Consider the following 16705-nt stretch of genomic DNA (forward strand, 5'->3'; position numbering starts at 1 on the left):
TCAGCTTAGTGTGGCGCGGTGATCTGTCCGAAAACGGGGACAAGCAGGGTTCGCAGGCCGCAGGATAGGGTGGGACAACTTGTGGCATTTGTGTGGCGTGTGAGGAATGTGAGTCGTACACTCTCCGAGTTCCGTGACCTCCGTGTGACCGCACCGCGACACAAGTTCGCTTTGTTGAGAACCCTGGGGTGGGAGAGGGTCTAGAGGCAGGGGGTAGCGGGGGAGTCATGGTGGCCCAAGGGACGACGCTTGCGGGGCGGTATCGCCTGGATACCCGCATCGGCGCCGGAGGAATGGGCGAGGTTTGGCGCGGCGAAGACACCGTCCTCGCGCGGACCGTCGCCGTCAAGGTGCTGCTCCCGGGCCGTATGCAGGACCCCGGTTTCCTCGCCCGCTTCCAGGGGGAAGCGCGCGCGATGGCGACGATCAACCACCCCGGCGTGGTCGACGTCTACGACTACGGGGTCAGCGGCGACACCGTCTACCTGGTGATGAAGTTCGTCGACGGCGAACCGCTCGACCGCCTGCTGGGCCGGCTCGGCCGGATCTCGCCGCAGCCCGCCATGGAGCTCATCGCCCAGGCCGCCTCGGCGCTCCAGGCCGTGCACGACCAGGGCATCGTGCACCGCGACGTCAAGCCGGGCAACCTGCTGGTGCAGCGCGACGGCACGCTCGTCATCACCGACTTCGGCATCGCCCGCTCCGACCTGGCCAACCGGCTCACCGACGCCGGCATGGTGCTCGGCACCGCCGCCTACTGCGCGCCCGAGCAGGCCGAGGGCGCCCCGGTCACGCCGGCCGTCGACATCTACGCGCTCGGCGTCGTCGCCTACGAGTGCCTGGCCGGTCAGCGGCCGTTCGACGGCGACAGCCCGGTCACGATCGCGCTCAAGCACATCCGCGAGGCGCCGCCGCCGCTGCCGCCCGACATCCCCGGGCCGGTGCGCGCGCTGGTCGAGCGGGCCCTGTCGAAGGACCCGGCGCGGCGCTTCCCCAGCGCCAGGGCGATGAGCGACGCGGCCCGCATGGTCGCCACCGGCGAGATCCCGATGACCCAGGCGGCCCTGCCGACCACCGGCGCCACCATGGCCCCGCCGCCCGAGGCGTATCAGACGGGCGCGGTGCAGGCTCCTCCCGAGGCCACGACCGTGGCGGGCCAGCGCCAGGGCAGCCGGCGCGCGGCCAAGGCCCCGCGCCGGGGCGGCCTGGTGGCCGGGCTCGCCGCCGTGCTGGTCCTCGGCGTGGGCGCGGGCGCGGTCGCACTGACCAACATGAGCGCCGAGGGCGACCCGTACGCCCAGCCGACCCCGACGCCGACCGTCACCGAGTCCAAGCGTGAGAAGCCGACGGAGAAGCCGACGACCAGGCCGCCCAGGCCGAAGCCGTCGACCAAGCCTCCGAGGGATCAGTCGATCGGCGACAAGACGACGCCGACCCCCGAGGAGACCGAGCCCACCGAGTCTCCGACCCCGACCCCCACGCCCACCCCGACGAAGACGACCACGAAGTCGCCCTCCCCGACGCCCAAGCCGAAGAAGGAGGTGCCGTACATCGTCAACATGCCTTACCCGCAGGCCCTGGCCAAGATCAAGCAGGCCGGTTTCGGGTTCAAGGCCGACGACCAGACCGACGGCACCCTGCCCGACATGTGCAAGATGGTCGGCCAGAGCTTCCCCAACGGGGGCGAGATGCTGGAGGTGGGCAAGACGGTCGAGGCGGTGCTGATCCCCACCCCGACCTGTAACACGCCCACCCCGACCGTGACCGCCACGACCACGGTCAAGCCGTAGTCACACCCCCGTGGTGTTGCGAGGGTAGGCGACCTGCGGGTCGGTCGCGATGTTGACCATGTACGGGATGCCGGAGTCGAAGGCGCGGCGCAGCGCGGGCCCGATCTCCGACGCCTTGGTGACCAGCTCGCCGCCGCCGCCCAGCGCGGTGACCACCTGGTCGTAGCGGCACTGCGGCTGCAGCTCGGCGGCCACGTCGTAGCCGTACAGGAGCTGCATCGGGTGCTTCTCCAGCCCCCAGATGCCGTTGTTGCCGCAGATCATGACGACCGGGAGCCGGTGCCGGACGAGCGTGTCGACGTCCATGAGGGAGAAACCGGCCGCGCCGTCGCCGAGCAGCAGCACCACCTGGGAGGACGGCCTGGCCAGGCGGGCGGCGATGCTGTAGCCGAGTCCGGTGCCGAGGCAGCCGTACGGGCCGGGGTCGAGCCAGTTGCCGGGCCGGCGGGGCTCGACGTACTTGCCCGCGTAGGACACGAAGTCGCCGCCGTCGCCGATCACCACGGCGTCGTCGGCGAGGACCTTGCCGAGCTCGCCGTAGATGCGCATGGGGTGGATCGGGTCGGAGTCGGAGGCGAGCAGGGCGGCGTCGCCGGCGATGGCGGCCGCGGCGGTGTCGGCGAGCGTGCTGACCCAGCTCTCGTAGCGGCTCGGCTTGACGCCGGCTTCGCCGCAGGCCGTGCCGAGGCTCCACAGGACGACCGACAGGTCGCCGGCGGCGGAGGCGACGGGCTTCATGTGGGTGGTGATGCCGGACGGCGCGTCGGCGATGTGCACCACCTTGGCCAGCGGGGCGCCGTCCTTGCCGCCGAACCAGCCGTAGCCGAGGCGGAAGTCGAGCGGGGTGCCGATGACGACGACCAGGTCGGCCTGGGCGAAGGCGAGGCCGCGGGCGCGGGTGACGAGCAGGTCGTGCCCGGCGGGCAGGATGCCGCGGCCCTGGCCGTTGGGGATGACGGGCAGCCGCCAGGTCTCGGCGAAGTCGCGGGCGGCCTCCTCGGCCCGGTCCATCCACACGTCGGACCCGTACACGAGCACGGGCCGCTCGGCCTCGGCGATCAGGGCGGCGATGGCGCGCAGGTCGTCGGGGTCGGGCTCCAGCGGCGACGGCGACTGGGTGCTCGGCTCCGGCACGGGGGCGGGCGAGAACAGGTGGTCCATGTGGACGTCGAGGAAGACGGGGCCGCGGTGCGGCGCGACGGCGGTGCGGAAGGCGGTCTCGACGTCCTGGCCGACGGAGTCGGCGCCGGAGGCGGTGAACGCCAGCTTGGTGATCGGCGTGAACAGCGGCGGGTGGTCCATCTCCTGGAGGGCGCCGCTGCCCCAGCGCGACTGCGGGGCGCGCCCGCCCAGGACGACGACGGGGGAGCCGTTGAAGTGCGCGGTGGCCACGCCGCTGACGCCGTTGGTGATGCCGGGCCCGGCGGTCAGCACCGCCAGGCCGGGGTTGCGGGTCAGCCGGGCGGTGGCCTCCGCGGCGAAGACCGCGCTCTGCTCGTGGCGCACGTCGAGGATGCGCATGCCCTCGTGCTGGGCGCCGTCGTAAAGGGGAAAGACATGCCCGCCCGACAGGGTGAACATGGTCTCGACACCATAGGCCTTGGACACGGCGACAGCGGCGTCACCGGCGTGCTTCGCAGACTCCATGCCGGGAACTTACCAACCAGTCACAAAAGTAAACAGAGCTTCAGCAGCATATGGACACCTCGCCGTCGGGCGTCGAGACGGTGATCTTCCTGGACGAGCCTGGGTCGCTGACCGGGGTCATGATCACCTGTGGCGCGCTGGTCGACAGGTCGTAGGCGCCGGGCGGAAGCTCCATGTCGATGTTGCCGGAGGTCTTGACGATCGCGCGCACCTCGCTGGGCGGCGTCATGAACGACAGGTCGAGGTCGCCCGAGCTCACCTCCACGTCCACCTGCTCGCTGCGCAGGGAGTCGCCCCGGACGCTGCCCGACCCGCTCCTGGCGTGCACCTTGCCGGGCAGGTCGTCCAGGCGGACGGCGCCGGAGACGGTGGCGACGCGGATGTCACCGGCGATGTCGTCGACGGCCAGGAAGCCGGAGGCGGTCCTGGCGTCCACGCTGACGTGCTGCGGCACCAGGACCTGGTAGCCGATCTCGCAGACCGGCGCGGTCAGGTAGCCGGCGCCTGGGCAGGAGGAGTCCAGGCGCAGGGTCCGGCCGTCCCAGTCCTCCGACACGCTGGGCTTCTCCTGTGACCAGCGCATCGACCGGATGAGGAGGATCTGCCCGGCTTCGCCCCGATGGACCTGCACGCTCACGGCCCCCTCCCCGATCACGCGCAGCGTGGTCAGCGCCTCGACCGCGATGACGCGCTCGGTGGTCTCGGTGGGCTCACGGGCGGTGGCGAACCCGCGCCAGATGATCGCGGTCGACACCGTCACCGCGATCACGGTCAGCACCGAGCCGAGGGTCAGCCAGAGCGCTCTCACGGCATGCTCCTGATCTTGAGGAACTGGAGCACGGCCAGCACCCGACGATGATCGCCCTCGGCCGGAGGCAGGTCGAGCTTGGCGAAGATGTTGCCGATGTGCTTGCCCACGGCGCCCTCGCTGAGCACGAGCTGCGCGCCGATGCCCGCGTTGGAGCGGCCCTCGGCCATGAGCTTGAGCACCTCGTGCTCGCGCGGCGTCAGCCGGTCCAGCGGGTCGCTGTGGCCGCGCAGCAGGAGCTGGGAGACCACCTCGGGGTCCAGCGCGGTGCCGCCGCCCGCCACCCGGCGCAGCGCGTCGACGAACTCGGCCACGTCCGCCACTCGGTCCTTCAGCAGGTAGCCGACGCCGCCCGCGGCCGAGGCGAGAAGCTGGGCGGCGTAGCGCTCCTCGACGTACTGGGAGAGCACCAGCACGGCCAGCGACGGCTGCTGGCGGCGCAGCACGAGCGCGGCCCGCAGCCCCTCGTCGGTGTGCGTGGGCGGCATCCGCACGTCGGTGAGCACCAGGTCGGGCCGGTGCTCCTCGGCGGCCCGCAGCAGTCCTTCGGCCTCGGCCACGGCGGCCACGATCTCCAGCCCGGCCGCCTCCAGCAGCCGGACGAGCCCCTCGCGCAGCAGCACGGAGTCCTCGGCGAGCACTACTCGCACGGCAGGTCCACCTCGATCGTCGTCGGGCCGCCGAGCGGGCTGCTCAGCCGCAGCCTGCCGTCCACGGCGTCGATGCGCTGCGCCAGACCGCGCAGCCCGGTGCCGCTGTCGAGGCGGGCCCCGCCGCAGCCGTCGTCGTAGACGAGTACGTGCAGCCGGTCGCGCTCGCGCCGCACGCTCACCTCGGCCTTGGTGGCCGCGGCGTGCTTGGCGATGTTGGTCAGTGCCTCGGACACGATGAAGAATGCCACCGCCTCGATCGTCGGAGTGGCGCGGCGCTCGATGTCGACGCGCAACCGCACCGGGATGGGGGCCCGCGCGGCCACGCCGGACAGCGCCGCGTCGAGGCCCTGGTCATTGAGCACGGCCGGATGCAGGCCGCGGACGAAGTCGCGCAGCTCCTTGAGCGCCTGCTTGGCCTCCTCGTGCGCGTGCTCGATGGCCTCGCGGGCCGGTTCCGGCAGGTCGGTGAGCGTGGCGCGGGCCAGGCCCAGGTTCATCGCCAGCGACACCAGCCGCTGCTGGGCGCCGTCGTGCAGGTCACGCTCGATGCGCCGCCGCTCGGCATCGGCGGCGTCGATCACGCCGGCGCGGCTCTCGGTCAGCGTCTCGATGCGCCGCCCCAGCTCGTCGCGGCTGGGGCCGAGCAGCGCCCGCGCCACCGACAGGTCCAGCATCGCCATCCCGCGCGCCAGCACGGGCGCGATCAGCAGGAGTACGGCCCCCGCCACGATGTAGGTGGTTACCACGTTCGGGTCGCGCAGGTCGAACAGGAAGGTCAGCGGCGGCGGTTGGATCAGCGGCGGCAGGAAGGCCAGCAGCCCCACCAGCGCCGCGCCCCACGTCGCCGCGACCAGGAACACCGCCAGCCCGCTGACCAGCGGCGACAGCAGATGGTAGGCGATCTGCCGCCACAGGCTGGAGGTGCGCCAGCTGCGCGCGGGCGGCACCGGCGGGATGCGCTCGCCCAGAAACGCCTCGAACCGGGAGCGCTGCACCCGCGTGAACCAGGGCACGCCGCGCCGCAGCACGGGCGGGGCCACGGCCGACGCGAGCGTCAGCACCGCGAGCGCGAACGCGACGGGCAGCCCGGTCATCACGTGGGCCGTGTCGAGCCACGCCGTGGCCACCCGGGGTCGTTTCATGCCTCCACGGTATTGACTCCTGGGAGCTGCCGGACATGGGCCTGGTGTGCGCGACCAGGGTGGGGCTAGCCCCACCCCCCGACGCTAGGCGCGGCTGGCCGGCCGGGCGCGCACGTGCATCCGCTCGCCCTGGCGGCCGAACAGGCTGAGGATCTCCACCGGCTGGTCGTCGGCGCTGCCGAACCAGTGCGGCAGCCGCGTGTCGAACTCGGCGGCCTCGCCCGCCTTCATCACCAGGTCACGGTCGGCCAGCAGCAGCCGCAGCCGCCCGGACAGCACGTACATCCACTCGTAGCCCTCGTGCGTCTGCTGCTCGGGGACGCCCGGCTCCGGCATGATGACCATCTTGAACGCCTGCAGCGCCCCGGGCTGGCGGGTCAGCGGCAGGACGGTGCGGCCGTGCATCTTGCGCGGCACGGCGCGCACCCTCGGGTCGCCCACCTCCGGCGCGCCCACCAGCTCCTCCAGGGGCACCTGGTAGGCCTGGGCGACCGGCAGCAGCAGCTCGAGGCTGGGCCGCCGCTGCCCGGACTCCAGGCGCGACAGGGTGCTCGTGGAGATGCCGGTGGCCTCGGCCAGCGCCGACAGCGTCAGGCCGCGCTCGGCGCGCAGCCGTTTGAGCCGCGGGCCGACCTGGGCGAGCACCTCTTCGATCGCGGCGATGTTGTCCATGACGTCTCCAGCATCCCGGAAAGAGCAACAGAACTTGCCACATCCGGCGGCTCAGCGCAAGGTCCCCCGGAACGCGGCGGGGTCGAAGGCGCCGCCGAGCGTCACGGCGAGCCCGCGCCGCGCCGCGTCGGCGAAGGCGTCGCCGGACAGCCGCCCGGCCCCTTCGGGCAGCGCGCCGGCCAGCGGCCGGGCGGCCAGCATCTCCAGGTCGGTCACGTTGCTCCGCTCGGCGATCCCCGGCTCGGCCGGCCACGCGCCGATGACCACGCCCGCCAGGTCGAGGCCGCGGTGCGCGAGCGCCTCCAGCGTCAGCGCGGTGTGGTTGAGCGTGCCGCGCCCGGCCGGGGCCACCACGAGCACCGGCGCGCCCAGCAGTCTGGCCAGGTCGGCGATCGTCGCGCCGTCCTCGTCGTAGCGCACCAGCAGCCCGCCGGCGCCCTCCACGACGACCAGCCGGTTGCTCTCGGCCAGCTCGCGGATCCGGCGGGCGGCCTGCGGCATCGACACCGGGGGCAGCCCGGCGGCCCGCGCCGCGGCGGCCGGCGACAGCGGCGCGTCGAAGCGGGCGAGCTCGAACGTGGTCGTCACCCCGGACATCCGGATGACCTCGTCCACGTCGCCGGGCCCGCCGGGGGCGACGCCGGTCTGGGCGGGTTTCACCACGGCCACGCTCGCCCCCCGGCCCCGCGCCAGCACGGCCAGGGCGGCGCACACGACCGTCTTGCCCACCCCGGAGTCGGTCCCGCTGACCACGATCACGCTCACGCGGCCAAGCGTAGTCAGGGGCGGCGCAGCCTGGTGACGAACTTGTAGCGGTCGCCCCGGTAGAGCGACTGCGCCCACTCCACCGGATTGCCGTCGGCGTCGAAGGCGTGGCGGGTCAGCAGCAGCATGGGCAGCCCCACGTCCACGCCCAGCAGCTTCGCGTCGTACGGCGTGGCGAGGACGGTCTCGATGATCTCCTCGGCGTCGGTGAGCCGTACGTTGTAGGCGTTGTGCAGCGTCTCGTACAGGGAGGAGTGCACCTCGAGCTCGCGGCGCAGGCGCGGGAAGCGCCGCGCCGACAGGTGCGTGGTGTCGACCGAGACCGGCTCGCCGTTGGCCAGCCGCAGCCGGTGGATGCGCAGCACGCGGCCGCCCGGGTTGATCGCCAGGCGGCGGGCCAGCGCCTCGTCGGCGGTGATGTAGCCGATCTCCAGGATCTTGGTGTCGGGCTCCAGGCCGGCCGTGCGCAGGTCGCCGATGTAGGAGGTGAGCTGCAGCACCTGCGCGACCTTGGGTTGCGCGACGAACGTGCCCTTGCCCTGGATGCGCAGCAGCCGGCCCTCCACGACCAGCTCGGTCAGCGCCTGCCTGACCGTGGTGCGCGAGGTCTCGAAGCGTACGGCGAGCGTCCGCTCGGGCGGCAGCGCGGAACCCGGCGCGAGCGTCTTGGTCAGCTCGAGCAGGGCCCGTTTCACGTCGTAGTACTTCGGTACGCGAGGGCCGTCGTCTGTCACGCTCTCACCTTCACTTCTGCCGAGCGCCAATCCGGGCAGCTCAGGCTGATGGTGAAGGATAACCGCTGCGGCAGGCCAGGCCGCAACCGCTGTGATGGTCTTCACAGCCCCTGACCCGCCCGAAAAGGCGGCGGCGGTTTGGCTGTTGGCCCCGACAGCACGCATGATGCACTCGTGCCGACTCTCAGCGACCTCGTCGTCCGCCACACCGCGCTCGACGGGGCGGATCTCGACTGGCTGCATTCGCTGGTCTCCGACTGGCAGCTGCTGGCCGATCTGTCGTTCGCGGACCTCATCCTGTGGGCGCCGCTGCTGGGCGAGGGCGGCTGGATCGCGATCGCGCAGATGCGGCCCACGACCGGGCCGACGGTCTACCACGACGACGTCGTCGGCACGGTGGTGGCCAAGGGCGAGCGCCCGCTGATCGACACGGCCTGGGACGAGCGGCGCATCTGCCGCGAGGGCGACCCCGACTGGTCCACGGGCGTGCCCGTGCGCGAGGAGACGATCCCCGTACGGCGTGCCGTCCCCGACGGCGAGGCCCGGTTCCTCGGGGTGATCCAGCGCTCGACGAACCTGTCGTCCGCGCGCACCCCGTCGCGGCTGGAGCTGACCTATCTGCAGAGCGCCTCCGACCTGGCGCAGATGGTGGCCGAGGGGCGGTTCCCGTTCTCGGGCGAGGAGCCGATCCTGGTCCGCTCGCCGCGCGTCGGCGACGGGCTGCTGCGGCTCGACCGGGCCGGGCGGGTGACCTACGCCTCGCCCAACGCGCTGTCGGCCTACCGGCGGCTGGGGCTGCACGCCGACCTGGTGGGGGCCGAGCTCGGCCGGGTGACCGCGACGCTGTGCTACTCCGACGAGCCGATCAACGAAGACCTGATGATCGTGGCCAGCGGGCGGGCGGCCAAGGAGACCGAGGTGGAGTCCGGCGGCACGATCGTGCAGCTCCGGGCGATCCCGCTGATCGTCGGCGGCGGCCGGATCGGCGCGCTGGTGCTCATCCGCGACGTGACCGAGCTGCGGCGGCGCGAGCGCGAGCTGATGACCAAGGACGCGACGATCCGCGAGATCCACCACCGGGTGAAGAACAACCTGCAGACCGTGGCCGCGCTGCTGCGGCTGCAGGCCAGGCGGCTGCGGGTGCCGGAGGGCCGCGAGGCGCTGGAGGAGGCGGTGCGGCGGGTCGGCTCGATCGCGATCGTGCACGAGACGCTCTCGCACGCGCCCGAGGAGTTCGTCGACTTCGACGACATCGCCGACCGGGTGATCGCGATGGCGGGCGAGGTGTCGGCGCCGGAGGCGGCGGTGACGCCGCGCCGGGTGGGGGCGTTCGGCGTGCTGCCGTCGCTCATCGCCACGCCGCTGGCCATGGCGCTCACCGAGCTGCTGCAGAACGCGTTGCAGCACGGCCGGCCGGAGCGGCTTCAGGTGATGGTGGAGCCGGGGCCGGAGCGCCTGCACGTGGTCGTCTGGGACGACGGTCAGGGGCTGCCCGCGGACTTCGACCTCGACAGTTCGACCAGCCTCGGGCTGCAGATCGTGCGCACGCTCGTCGAGGGGGAGCTGTCGGGCAAGCTGTCGGTCCTGCCGCGCGAGGGCGGCGGCACGGAGGTCACGCTGTCGATCCCGCTGCCCGCTTCATGAGCGCCAGATGAGCTGAACGCCGCGTCCCTTCGATCAGGGACGCGGCGTGGTCCTGGCGGACAGTCGATCGCACCAGGCGGTTCGGCTCGCTGCGGGTTTCAGGCGGGTCTCCTTCTGGCGGGCTCAGGCAGTCGCGCGGGCGCGGGCACGGGCACTGCGGCGCTTGAGCGCGCGACGCTCGTCCTCGCTGAGGCCGCCCCAGACGCCCGCGTCCTGGCCGGACTCCAGCGCCCACTTCAGGCAGGCTTCCATGGCCGAACAGGAACGGCAGACCTGCTTGGCCTCTTCGATCTGCATGAGTGCCGGTCCGGTGTTCCCGATCGGGAAGAACAGCTCGGGGTCCACGTCACGGCAGGCAGCTCGGTGGCGCCAGTCCATGCGTCCACTCCTTAGTAGATGGAGCCTGAGATGGGCTCCGTGCGGCATCCTTTGTGAAAGGTTTCACTAACCCGTGCGAACAAGTCCCCGGATCAGGTGAACCGGGGATGCCCGCGGACGGCGGAGGACCCTTGGGGGTTGTTAAAGGTCCTACGTTCCGACGTCAGTGTTGAGCTTTTCAGCCACGGAGAGTGCACGCAAGAGGGTACGGCCGAAGTTTTGGCGGTAATGGATGTCGGATGCGTCACACAATGACCGAATGTAACCAGCTAGACCAGAACTTGTAATGCGTTCGGGATAGACCGGAACGTTACGGATTCGCGTTCTCCCAGGTAGTCCCCGTCCAGTTGGAAGGCCACCGGGCGGGCCGCGGTGAGCGTGAACTCGGCCTCGTCGTGCAGCTGGACGAGGTGCCGGCCGCCCGGAAGACGCTCACTCTCCGTGAGGATGTGACGGATCACCGGGGCCAGCGTCAGCGGACCGATCCGGCGCAGCCCGAGCAGGTCGAGCCCCGTCTCGAACGAGGCCCACGGGGTCGGCCGGACCGGCCGCGTGCCCACGTACGTCCACGGCGAGGTGTTGGACACGATCGCCATGAACAGCCCCTCGGCCGCCGGGATGCCGGGACCCGTCAGCGTCATCGCGGGATGCCTCTTGTCCGTGGCCAGATAGTGCCTCAGGGCCGTGTTCACATACCGGCCAGGGGTAGCCTTCCGCCCGGCCCCGCGCAGGCCCTCCACGGCCCTTACGACCTCGGCGTCGTAGCCCATCCCCGAGCAGAACGTGAAGTAGCGGCTCTCGCCGTCCCACAGCGCCTGCCCCAGGCCCACGCCGCGCCGCCGCCCGTCGCGCAGCGCCTCCAGCACCGCGCCCGTGGCCTCGACCGGATCGTTGGGCAGCCCGAGCGCCCTGGCGAACACGTTCGCGCTGCCGCCAGGGATGACGACGAGCGCCGGGCGGCCGGTGTCGTCGCCGTCGACCGGGTTCAGCAGCCCGTTGACGGTCTCGTTGATCGTCCCGTCGCCGCCCAGCACGGCCACCATGTCGAACCCCTTGGCCCGCGCGGTGGCCGCGAGCATCGCCGCGTGCCCCCGGTAGGCGGTCTCCTCGACGCTGAGGTCCACGGCCGCGCCGAACGCCCGGATGAGCACGTCGCGGGTGCGGGCGTTGGTGGTGGTGGCCTTGGGGTTGACCAGGAGCATCGCGCGCATATGGCCAGCGTAACCGGTGGTGCCTGTCGATATTGTCGTGAAAAATCCCATTCATCGGGTGTGTACGGCGGCGAACGGGGCAGCGGTGGCGGCGGATAGGGTGCGGGGTGTGTCGAAGCGTCCGTGGAGCCTGGTTGCCGCCGCCCTCGTCGTCGCCCTCGAAGGGCTGATCGCGCTCGGGCTGGGCGTCTACGTCGGGGTGGAGACGGTGTCCGGGACCCCGGCCAACCTGACCGCCGCGCTGGCCGAGGCCGCCTTCGGGCTGCTGATCGGCGCGGGGCTGCTCTGGGTCGCCTGGGGCGGCCTGCTGGCCGCCGAGCGCTGGGGGCGGGCGCCGGCCGTGCTCGCGCAGATCTTCCTGATCCCCATCTCCGTCACGCTCTTCGACTCCGGCCGTCCCGAGCTCGGCATCCCGCTCCTGGTGGTGGCCCTGATCGGCCTCGTCGGCCTGCTCGCCCCGCCCACCACCCGCGCGCTCTACGGCGACGAGTCCTGACCTGTACGGGCGCGGCCACGGCGCCCATAATGCGGCCATGGGCCGTCTGGTCGTACATCTGACGAGGTTCGCCGGGGCGATCGCGGCGATCGGGGCAGTCGCGTACACGATCAACGCGATGACCAGGACCGGCGGCTACGTCACCGTCACGGTGCTGTCGTTGCGCACAGGTGTGCCGCTCGCCGGGAGCTCCGCCGTCCGGCGGAGGGAGAGCGTGCTGGACGTCTGGGGCTCCACGCTCGCGGAGCAGTTGCTGTCACGGGCCGACGTGCTGCTCGCCGGGCTGAGCGCGGGGGTGGCCGCGCTGCTGCTTCCCGGGGTGCTGCGCGCCCTCATGGAGGGACGGCCGCTGGGGAGGGGGGAGGCGGCGCGGCTCGGCTGGATCGCCCTCGCGGTGACTGTGGCCGTCGTCGCCGGTCCCTGGCTGACCAGGACGGCCACGGCGGCGGTGATCGATCGGGCCGGGCTCGGCAGCACGTTCGCGCCGGCGTCCGGCGCCGAATGGGGCGCGGGCTGGCCGGTGGCCGCGCTGCTGCTCGTGCTCGCCGTGGCGGCGCGGGCGGGAGCGAGAAGAACGGAAGCGGCCGAAGCCGCTCCCGCGGGTTAGTCGTCGGCCGTCAGGCCCTCGCGGAGCTGGGCCAGGGTGCGGGCCAGCAGCCGCGAGACGTGCATCTGCGAGATGCCGAGCTCGGTGGCGATCTGCGACTGGGTCATGTTGCCGAAGAACCGCAGCAGCAGGATGCGCTTCTCGCGCGGCGGCAGCCGCTCCAGCAGCGGCTTGAGCGACTCGCGGTATTCGACCCCCTCCAGCGACTCGTCCACGATGCCCAGCGAGTCGGACACCGCGGGGGCGTCGTCGTCGCCGGAGTCGGGCGCGTCGAGGGACACGGTGGAGTAGGCGTTGGCCGACTCCAGGCCCTCCAGCACCTCCTCCTCGGTCATCTTGAGGTAGGTGGCGAGCTCGGCCACGGTGGGCGCGCGGCCCTCGCGCTGCGACAGCTCGCTGATGGCCTTCGTCAGCGAGAGCTTGAGCTCCTGCAGGCGGCGCGGCACCCGCACCGCCCAGCCCTTGTCGCGGAAGTGCCGCTTGATCTCGCCGACGATGGTGGGCGTGGCGTAGGTGGAGAACTCCACGCCACGGTTGAGGTCGAACCGGTCGATGGACTTGATCAGGCCGATCGTGGCGACCTGGGTCAGGTCGTCGAGCCATTCGCCGCGGTTGCGGAAGCGGCGCGCGAGGTATTCGACCAGCGGAAGGTGAAGCTCGACCAGCTCGTCCCTGATGCGCTGGCGCCGGGGCTCGTCAGGGCCGAGTTCGGACAGCTCGGCGAAGAGCATGCGAGCCCGCACCCTGTCGGGCACGGCGTGTTCGCTGGTGGCCATGGCTCCAGTCCTTTCCGTCACGCCGGCCTCGCCGCGCCTCGGCGCTTACGCAGGACGATCGCCATGCGATCGGGGGAGTCGGTCACCGCGTCGACGTCGTCGGCCAGGGCGGTCAGCACCATCCAGGCGAAGTCATCGCGTTTGGGCGCGGAGCTCCCGACCGTGGCCACCTCGACGCGAACCTGCATCTCCTGGCCGGTCAGCTCGAACTCGGCGGTCAGGTCGGTGCCCGGCACGGCCTCGTTGAGCAGCATGGCGCACGCCTCGTCGACCGCGATCCGCAGATCCTCGATCTCGTCCAGCGTGAAGTCGAGCCGGGCGGCCAACCCGGCGGTGGCCGTACGCAACACGGACAGGTAGGCGCTGTCGGCGGGGAGCCTGATGCTCACCACGTCGCGGATGGCGGCCTCGCCTGTCGCACGCGTCTCGGTTTCCTCGGTCACGTTCCTCCTCGCGTATACGACGCCTACTGCAACTTACCGCCCCCGGGAGGTGCTTGGCGGATTCAGACTCGCCATCAGCGAAAAAGGCTCTGTGCGGGCGGTAGCCGCACAGAGCCTTTGTGCCGCTTTAGGCGGCCTTGGTCTCCCAGAAGATCTTGGAGATCTCGTCGATCTTGCCGAGCAGGTCCTCAGCCTTGGCGACCTCGACGGTGCCCTTGGCGCCCGCGGCCCCGGCCAGCTTGGTGGCCTCCCAGAAGAGCTGGTGCAGCTGCGGGTACTGCTCCAGGTGCGGCGGCTTGAAGTAGTCGGTCCACAGCACCCACAGGTGGTGCTTGACCAGCTCGGCCCGCTCCTCCTTGATCTTGATGGCGCGGGCGCGGAACACCGGGTCCTCGTTGCCCGCGTACTTCTCCATGATCGCCTTGACCGACTCCGCCTCGATCCGGGCCTGGGCGGGGTCGTAGACCCCACAGGGCAGGTCGCAGTGTGCGGAAGCGACATGCTTGGGTCGTAGCAGTCGTGCAAGCATCAGAAAATCCTTCCTTGATGCCGAATCAGCTTGGTCCTGTACCGACCTTACTCGGGTCCAAACGCCTGTGGAGGAGGGGGTCTCGGCGATGAGAGTGCGTGTCGAAGGGGATTCGATGCGGCCGGGTCTGGAGCCGGGCGACTGGCTTCTGGTGCGGCGGGGCGCGCGGGTGCGCCCCGGCGACGTCGTGGTGGCGAGGCTGCCCGGCGACCCGAGCCGGCTGATCGTGAAGCGGGCGCAGTGGCACGGCGAGGGCGGCTGGTGGCTGGAGAGCGACAACCAGCGGGCCGGCGGCCGGCGCGACAGCTGGGACTTCGGGCCGGTCGAGGACGTCGTCGGGCGGGTCGTGCTGCGTTACTGGCCGCTGCGGCGCCGGGCCCGGTAGGCGGCGACGTTGGCGCGGCTGGCGCAGCGGGCCGAGCAGTAGCGGCGCGAGCGGTTGGAGGAGGTGTCGAGGAAGGCTCGCGAGCAGCGCGGCTCCAGGCAGCGGCCGAGCCGGTCGGCGCCCAGCGTGGCCACGACCGCGGCCAGGCCCATCACCGCGGCCGCGCCGGAGTGGTCGGCCAGGTGCAGGTGCCAGCCCCGGCCGTCGTGGTCGGTGAGCTGCGGGCGTACGGGATAGCGCACGAGCAGCGCGTTGAGCAGGGCGGCCAGCTCCTCGGCGTCGGCCGCGGCGTCGAACACGGCCGCCAGCTCGTCCCGCAGCCGCACCAGCTCGGGCGGGGGAGCGGGATCGTTGACGAGGCGGACCGCCCACTCGGCGTAAGAGGTCAGGTCCATGCCGGAGTATTACACGAAACGGCGGGGCGCCCGGAATCCCCGGACGCCCCGCTCACGCTCAGCCCTCCGGGTGCAGCACCCGGTGCAGGAACGCGCGGGTCCGCTCGTGCTGCGGGTCGCCGATCACCTGGGCCGGCGGCCCGTCCTCGACCACGACGCCGCCGTCCATGAACACCACCCGGTCGGCCACCTGACGGGCGAAGCCCATCTCGTGGGTGACGACCAGCATGGTCATGCCCTCCTCGGCCAGCTTGCGCATGACCGCCAGCACGTCGCCGACCAGCTCCGGGTCGAGCGCCGAGGTGGGCTCGTCGAACAGCATCAGGTCGGGGTTCATCGCGAGCGCCCTGGCGATCGCCACCCGCTGCTGCTGCCCGCCGGACAACTGCGCCGGGAAGGCGTCGCACTTGGCCCCGACACCGACCTTCTCCAGGTTCTCCCTGGCGACGACCTCGGCTTCCTTCCTGCCCCGCTTCAGCACCCGCTGCTGGGCGATCATCACGTTCTGCAGCGCGGTCATGTGCGGGAAGAGGTTGAACTGCTGGAACACCATGCCGATGGTCCGCCGGACCTCGTCGATGTCCACGTCCGGGTCGGTGACCTCGACGCCCCGCACCCGCACCGTGCCCTTGGTGGGCTGCTCCAGCAGGTTCACGCAGCGCAGCAGCGTCGACTTGCCCGAGCCGGACGGCCCGATCACGCAGACGACCTGGCCGGTGCCGACCGTCAGGTCGATGCCGCGCAGCACCTCGTTCTGGCCGAAGTGCTTGTGCAGGTCCTCGATCTCGATGGCTTCGGTCATCGGGCCGTCCCCTTGCGCTTCTCCAGCCGTCCCGCCAGGTAGCCGAGCGGGATGGTGACGATCAGGTACGTCAGGCCGGCGACCAGGATGGGCGTGGCGTTGGCGTGCGTGGACGCCATGTCGTTGCCGAACTTCGTCAGCTCCACGAACTCTCCCGAGACGCCCAGGAACAGCACCAGCGAGGAGTCCTTGAGCAGGGCCACGAACTGGTTGGTCGTCGGCGGGATGACGATCCGGATCGCCTGCGGGATCACCACCGTGATCTGCGCCCGGGCCGCCGACATGCCGAGCGACCTGGCGGCCTCGGTCTGTCCCTTGGGGACCGCCTGCAGGCCCGCCCGGAAGATCTCCGCCTGGTAGGCGGTGCCGACCAGGCCCAGGCCGAGGATGGCCTGCCCGTACGTGCCGCCGGGCACCTCGAAGCCGGGCAGCGCCAGCGGCAGGAAGACGATCATCAGGAAGACCAGCAGCGCCGGCAGGCCGCGGAAGATCTCGATGTACAGGGTCGCGAGCCACCGGTACGGGCCCACCGTGGACAGCCGCATCAGCGCCACGATCAGGCCGAACACGAATGCGAACGCGAACCCGCCGACCGAGTAGATGACCGTGTTCTTGAGCGCGATCGTGAACAGCTCGGGCAGCATCTGCCCGGCCACGTCCGGCTGGGCGAAGTTCTGCGCCAGGCTGCCCCAGTCGGCGGACACGACCAGGGCGACGAAGGCGATGGTCAGGACGGCGTACTGGACGCCGCGGCTGATCCGCTGTCTCTTGCGGGGGCTGAGCCGGGCGCGTCCCGGCTCAGCCGTCTTCGGCTCGTCCGCCATGGGG

General features: G+C 71.6%; 20 protein-coding genes. 5 read left to right on the forward strand and 15 right to left on the reverse strand.

The genetic code is table 11. The features are described from left to right. Window positions 1-227 precede the first annotated feature (227 nt). Entirely contained in the window at window positions 228-1790 is a 1563-nt protein-coding gene (locus tag AB0G11_RS31370; protein WP_357590226.1) for a serine/threonine-protein kinase, read from the forward strand. Here the strand turns inward: AB0G11_RS31370 and AB0G11_RS31375 are convergent, their stop codons facing one another. The 7 genes from AB0G11_RS31375 to AB0G11_RS31405 all read right to left on the reverse strand — a co-directional run bounded on the left by AB0G11_RS31375 (window position 1791) and on the right by AB0G11_RS31405 (window position 8211). After that, window positions 1791-3437 (reverse strand): acetolactate synthase, encoded by a 1647-nt coding sequence (locus AB0G11_RS31375; protein WP_219500838.1) that lies wholly within the window; start codon window positions 3435-3437, stop codon window positions 1791-1793. It lies immediately after the preceding gene. Between the two features lie 40 nt (window positions 3438-3477). Continuing rightward, window positions 3478-4245, reverse strand: a complete 768-nt coding sequence (locus AB0G11_RS31380; protein WP_219500840.1) for a DUF4097 domain-containing protein — start codon at window positions 4243-4245, stop codon at window positions 3478-3480. Further along, on the reverse strand, window positions 4242-4895 hold the full coding sequence (locus AB0G11_RS31385) for a response regulator transcription factor (RefSeq protein ID WP_219500842.1): 654 nt from the start codon (window positions 4893-4895) through the stop codon (window positions 4242-4244). Before AB0G11_RS31385 ends, AB0G11_RS31380 begins: the two co-directional genes overlap by 4 nt. After that, window positions 4886-6040, reverse strand: a complete 1155-nt coding sequence (locus AB0G11_RS31390) for a sensor histidine kinase (RefSeq protein ID WP_219500844.1) — start codon at window positions 6038-6040, stop codon at window positions 4886-4888. Before AB0G11_RS31390 ends, AB0G11_RS31385 begins: the two co-directional genes overlap by 10 nt. Before the next feature lie 84 nt (window positions 6041-6124). Next, window positions 6125-6712 carry a helix-turn-helix domain-containing protein gene (locus AB0G11_RS31395; protein WP_219500846.1) on the reverse strand — a complete coding sequence of 196 codons (588 nt, stop codon included), beginning with the start codon at window positions 6710-6712 and terminating at the stop codon, window positions 6125-6127. A gap of 51 nt (window positions 6713-6763) precedes the next feature. Beyond that, complete coding sequence (gene bioD, locus AB0G11_RS31400) at window positions 6764-7477, reverse strand: dethiobiotin synthase (protein WP_357590228.1); 714 nt, start codon at window positions 7475-7477, stop codon at window positions 6764-6766. 14 nt (window positions 7478-7491) lie between these two features. Further along, window positions 7492-8211: a GntR family transcriptional regulator gene (locus AB0G11_RS31405; protein ID WP_049569261.1), complete on the reverse strand. Its 720-nt coding sequence runs from the start codon at window positions 8209-8211 to the stop codon at window positions 7492-7494. Between the two features lie 174 nt (window positions 8212-8385). Between AB0G11_RS31405 and AB0G11_RS31410 the strand changes: the two genes are divergently transcribed. Next, window positions 8386-9855, forward strand: coding sequence for a histidine kinase N-terminal domain-containing protein (locus AB0G11_RS31410; RefSeq protein WP_357590230.1), 1470 nt, complete (start codon window positions 8386-8388; stop codon window positions 9853-9855). Between the two features lie 123 nt (window positions 9856-9978). Here the strand turns inward: AB0G11_RS31410 and AB0G11_RS31415 are convergent, their stop codons facing one another. Next, a complete protein-coding gene (locus AB0G11_RS31415; RefSeq protein ID WP_049569263.1) occupies window positions 9979-10233 on the reverse strand; it encodes a WhiB family transcriptional regulator in 255 nt (84 codons plus the stop codon). A 269-nt stretch (window positions 10234-10502) separates the two neighbouring features. Then, the gene (locus AB0G11_RS31420) at window positions 10503-11444 is read right to left on the reverse strand and encodes a diacylglycerol kinase family protein (RefSeq protein ID WP_219500853.1); all 942 of its coding nucleotides are present in this window, start codon (window positions 11442-11444) and stop codon (window positions 10503-10505) included. A gap of 109 nt (window positions 11445-11553) precedes the next feature. On the opposite strand from AB0G11_RS31420, the gene AB0G11_RS31425 reads away from it, so the two are divergent. Both AB0G11_RS31425 and AB0G11_RS31430 read left to right on the forward strand, forming a co-directional pair. Beyond that, window positions 11554-11940 (forward strand): hypothetical protein, encoded by a 387-nt coding sequence (locus tag AB0G11_RS31425; protein ID WP_219500855.1) that lies wholly within the window; start codon window positions 11554-11556, stop codon window positions 11938-11940. A gap of 37 nt (window positions 11941-11977) precedes the next feature. Then, window positions 11978-12547, forward strand: a complete 570-nt coding sequence (locus AB0G11_RS31430) for a hypothetical protein (protein ID WP_357590232.1) — start codon at window positions 11978-11980, stop codon at window positions 12545-12547. On the opposite strand, the gene AB0G11_RS31435 is transcribed toward AB0G11_RS31430, so the two are convergent. The 3 genes from AB0G11_RS31435 to sodN form a co-directional block, all read right to left on the reverse strand. Beyond that, a complete protein-coding gene (locus tag AB0G11_RS31435) occupies window positions 12544-13323 on the reverse strand; it encodes an RNA polymerase sigma factor SigF (protein ID WP_219500859.1) in 780 nt (259 codons plus the stop codon). The two genes, AB0G11_RS31430 and AB0G11_RS31435, sit on opposite strands and share 4 nt — an antisense overlap. 17 nt (window positions 13324-13340) lie before the next feature. Continuing rightward, window positions 13341-13766 carry an anti-sigma factor gene (locus tag AB0G11_RS31440; RefSeq protein ID WP_049569269.1) on the reverse strand — a complete coding sequence of 142 codons (426 nt, stop codon included), beginning with the start codon at window positions 13764-13766 and terminating at the stop codon, window positions 13341-13343. 127 nt (window positions 13767-13893) lie between these two features. After that, a complete protein-coding gene (sodN, locus tag AB0G11_RS31445) occupies window positions 13894-14295 on the reverse strand; it encodes a superoxide dismutase, Ni (RefSeq protein ID WP_082310527.1) in 402 nt (133 codons plus the stop codon). 67 nt (window positions 14296-14362) lie between these two features. Here sodN and AB0G11_RS31450 point away from each other — a divergent pair, with 67 nt between their 5' ends. Further along, window positions 14363-14680 (forward strand): S24 family peptidase, encoded by a 318-nt coding sequence (locus tag AB0G11_RS31450; protein ID WP_308125621.1) that lies wholly within the window; start codon window positions 14363-14365, stop codon window positions 14678-14680. Here the strand turns inward: AB0G11_RS31450 and AB0G11_RS31455 are convergent. Genes AB0G11_RS31455 through AB0G11_RS31465 form a run of 3 tightly spaced genes read right to left on the reverse strand, consistent with a single transcriptional unit; the run spans window position 14650 to window position 16701 of the window. Next, entirely contained in the window at window positions 14650-15075 is a 426-nt protein-coding gene (locus AB0G11_RS31455; RefSeq protein ID WP_219500863.1) for a CGNR zinc finger domain-containing protein, read from the reverse strand. The two genes, AB0G11_RS31450 and AB0G11_RS31455, sit on opposite strands and share 31 nt — an antisense overlap. 58 nt (window positions 15076-15133) lie before the next feature. Next, window positions 15134-15877 carry an amino acid ABC transporter ATP-binding protein gene (locus AB0G11_RS31460; protein ID WP_219500864.1) on the reverse strand — a complete coding sequence of 248 codons (744 nt, stop codon included), beginning with the start codon at window positions 15875-15877 and terminating at the stop codon, window positions 15134-15136. Beyond that, window positions 15874-16701, reverse strand: coding sequence for an amino acid ABC transporter permease (locus AB0G11_RS31465; protein WP_357590233.1), 828 nt, complete (start codon window positions 16699-16701; stop codon window positions 15874-15876). The genes AB0G11_RS31460 and AB0G11_RS31465 overlap by 4 nt, the downstream gene beginning before the upstream one ends. Window positions 16702-16705: the final 4 nt, after the last annotated feature.

The organism is Nonomuraea sp. NPDC023979 (assembly GCF_040639085.1).
GTDB classification, from domain to species: domain Bacteria; phylum Actinomycetota; class Actinomycetes; order Streptosporangiales; family Streptosporangiaceae; genus Nonomuraea; species Nonomuraea ceibae.

What these genes read in the sequence shown, in the direction of transcription:
- sodN (WP_082310527.1), bottom strand. Translation starts at nt 14,295, where the DNA reads ATGCTTGCACGACTGCTACGACCCAAGCATGTCGCTTCCGCACACTGC.
- AB0G11_RS31455 (WP_219500863.1), bottom strand. Translation starts at nt 15,075, where the DNA reads ATGGACCTGACCTCTTACGCCGAGTGGGCGGTCCGCCTCGTCAACGAT.
- AB0G11_RS31370 (WP_357590226.1), top strand. Translation starts at nt 228, where the DNA reads ATGGTGGCCCAAGGGACGACGCTTGCGGGGCGGTATCGCCTGGATACC.
- AB0G11_RS31375 (WP_219500838.1), bottom strand. Translation starts at nt 3,437, where the DNA reads ATGGAGTCTGCGAAGCACGCCGGTGACGCCGCTGTCGCCGTGTCCAAG.
- AB0G11_RS31390 (WP_219500844.1), bottom strand. Translation starts at nt 6,040, where the DNA reads ATGAAACGACCCCGGGTGGCCACGGCGTGGCTCGACACGGCCCACGTG.
- AB0G11_RS31465 (WP_357590233.1), bottom strand. Translation starts at nt 16,701, where the DNA reads ATGGCGGACGAGCCGAAGACGGCTGAGCCGGGACGCGCCCGGCTCAGC.
- AB0G11_RS31430 (WP_357590232.1), top strand. Translation starts at nt 11,978, where the DNA reads ATGGGCCGTCTGGTCGTACATCTGACGAGGTTCGCCGGGGCGATCGCG.
- AB0G11_RS31415 (WP_049569263.1), bottom strand. Translation starts at nt 10,233, where the DNA reads ATGGACTGGCGCCACCGAGCTGCCTGCCGTGACGTGGACCCCGAGCTG.
- AB0G11_RS31395 (WP_219500846.1), bottom strand. Translation starts at nt 6,712, where the DNA reads ATGGACAACATCGCCGCGATCGAAGAGGTGCTCGCCCAGGTCGGCCCG.
- AB0G11_RS31435 (WP_219500859.1), bottom strand. Translation starts at nt 13,323, where the DNA reads ATGGCCACCAGCGAACACGCCGTGCCCGACAGGGTGCGGGCTCGCATG.
- AB0G11_RS31420 (WP_219500853.1), bottom strand. Translation starts at nt 11,444, where the DNA reads ATGCGCGCGATGCTCCTGGTCAACCCCAAGGCCACCACCACCAACGCC.
- AB0G11_RS31460 (WP_219500864.1), bottom strand. Translation starts at nt 15,877, where the DNA reads ATGACCGAAGCCATCGAGATCGAGGACCTGCACAAGCACTTCGGCCAG.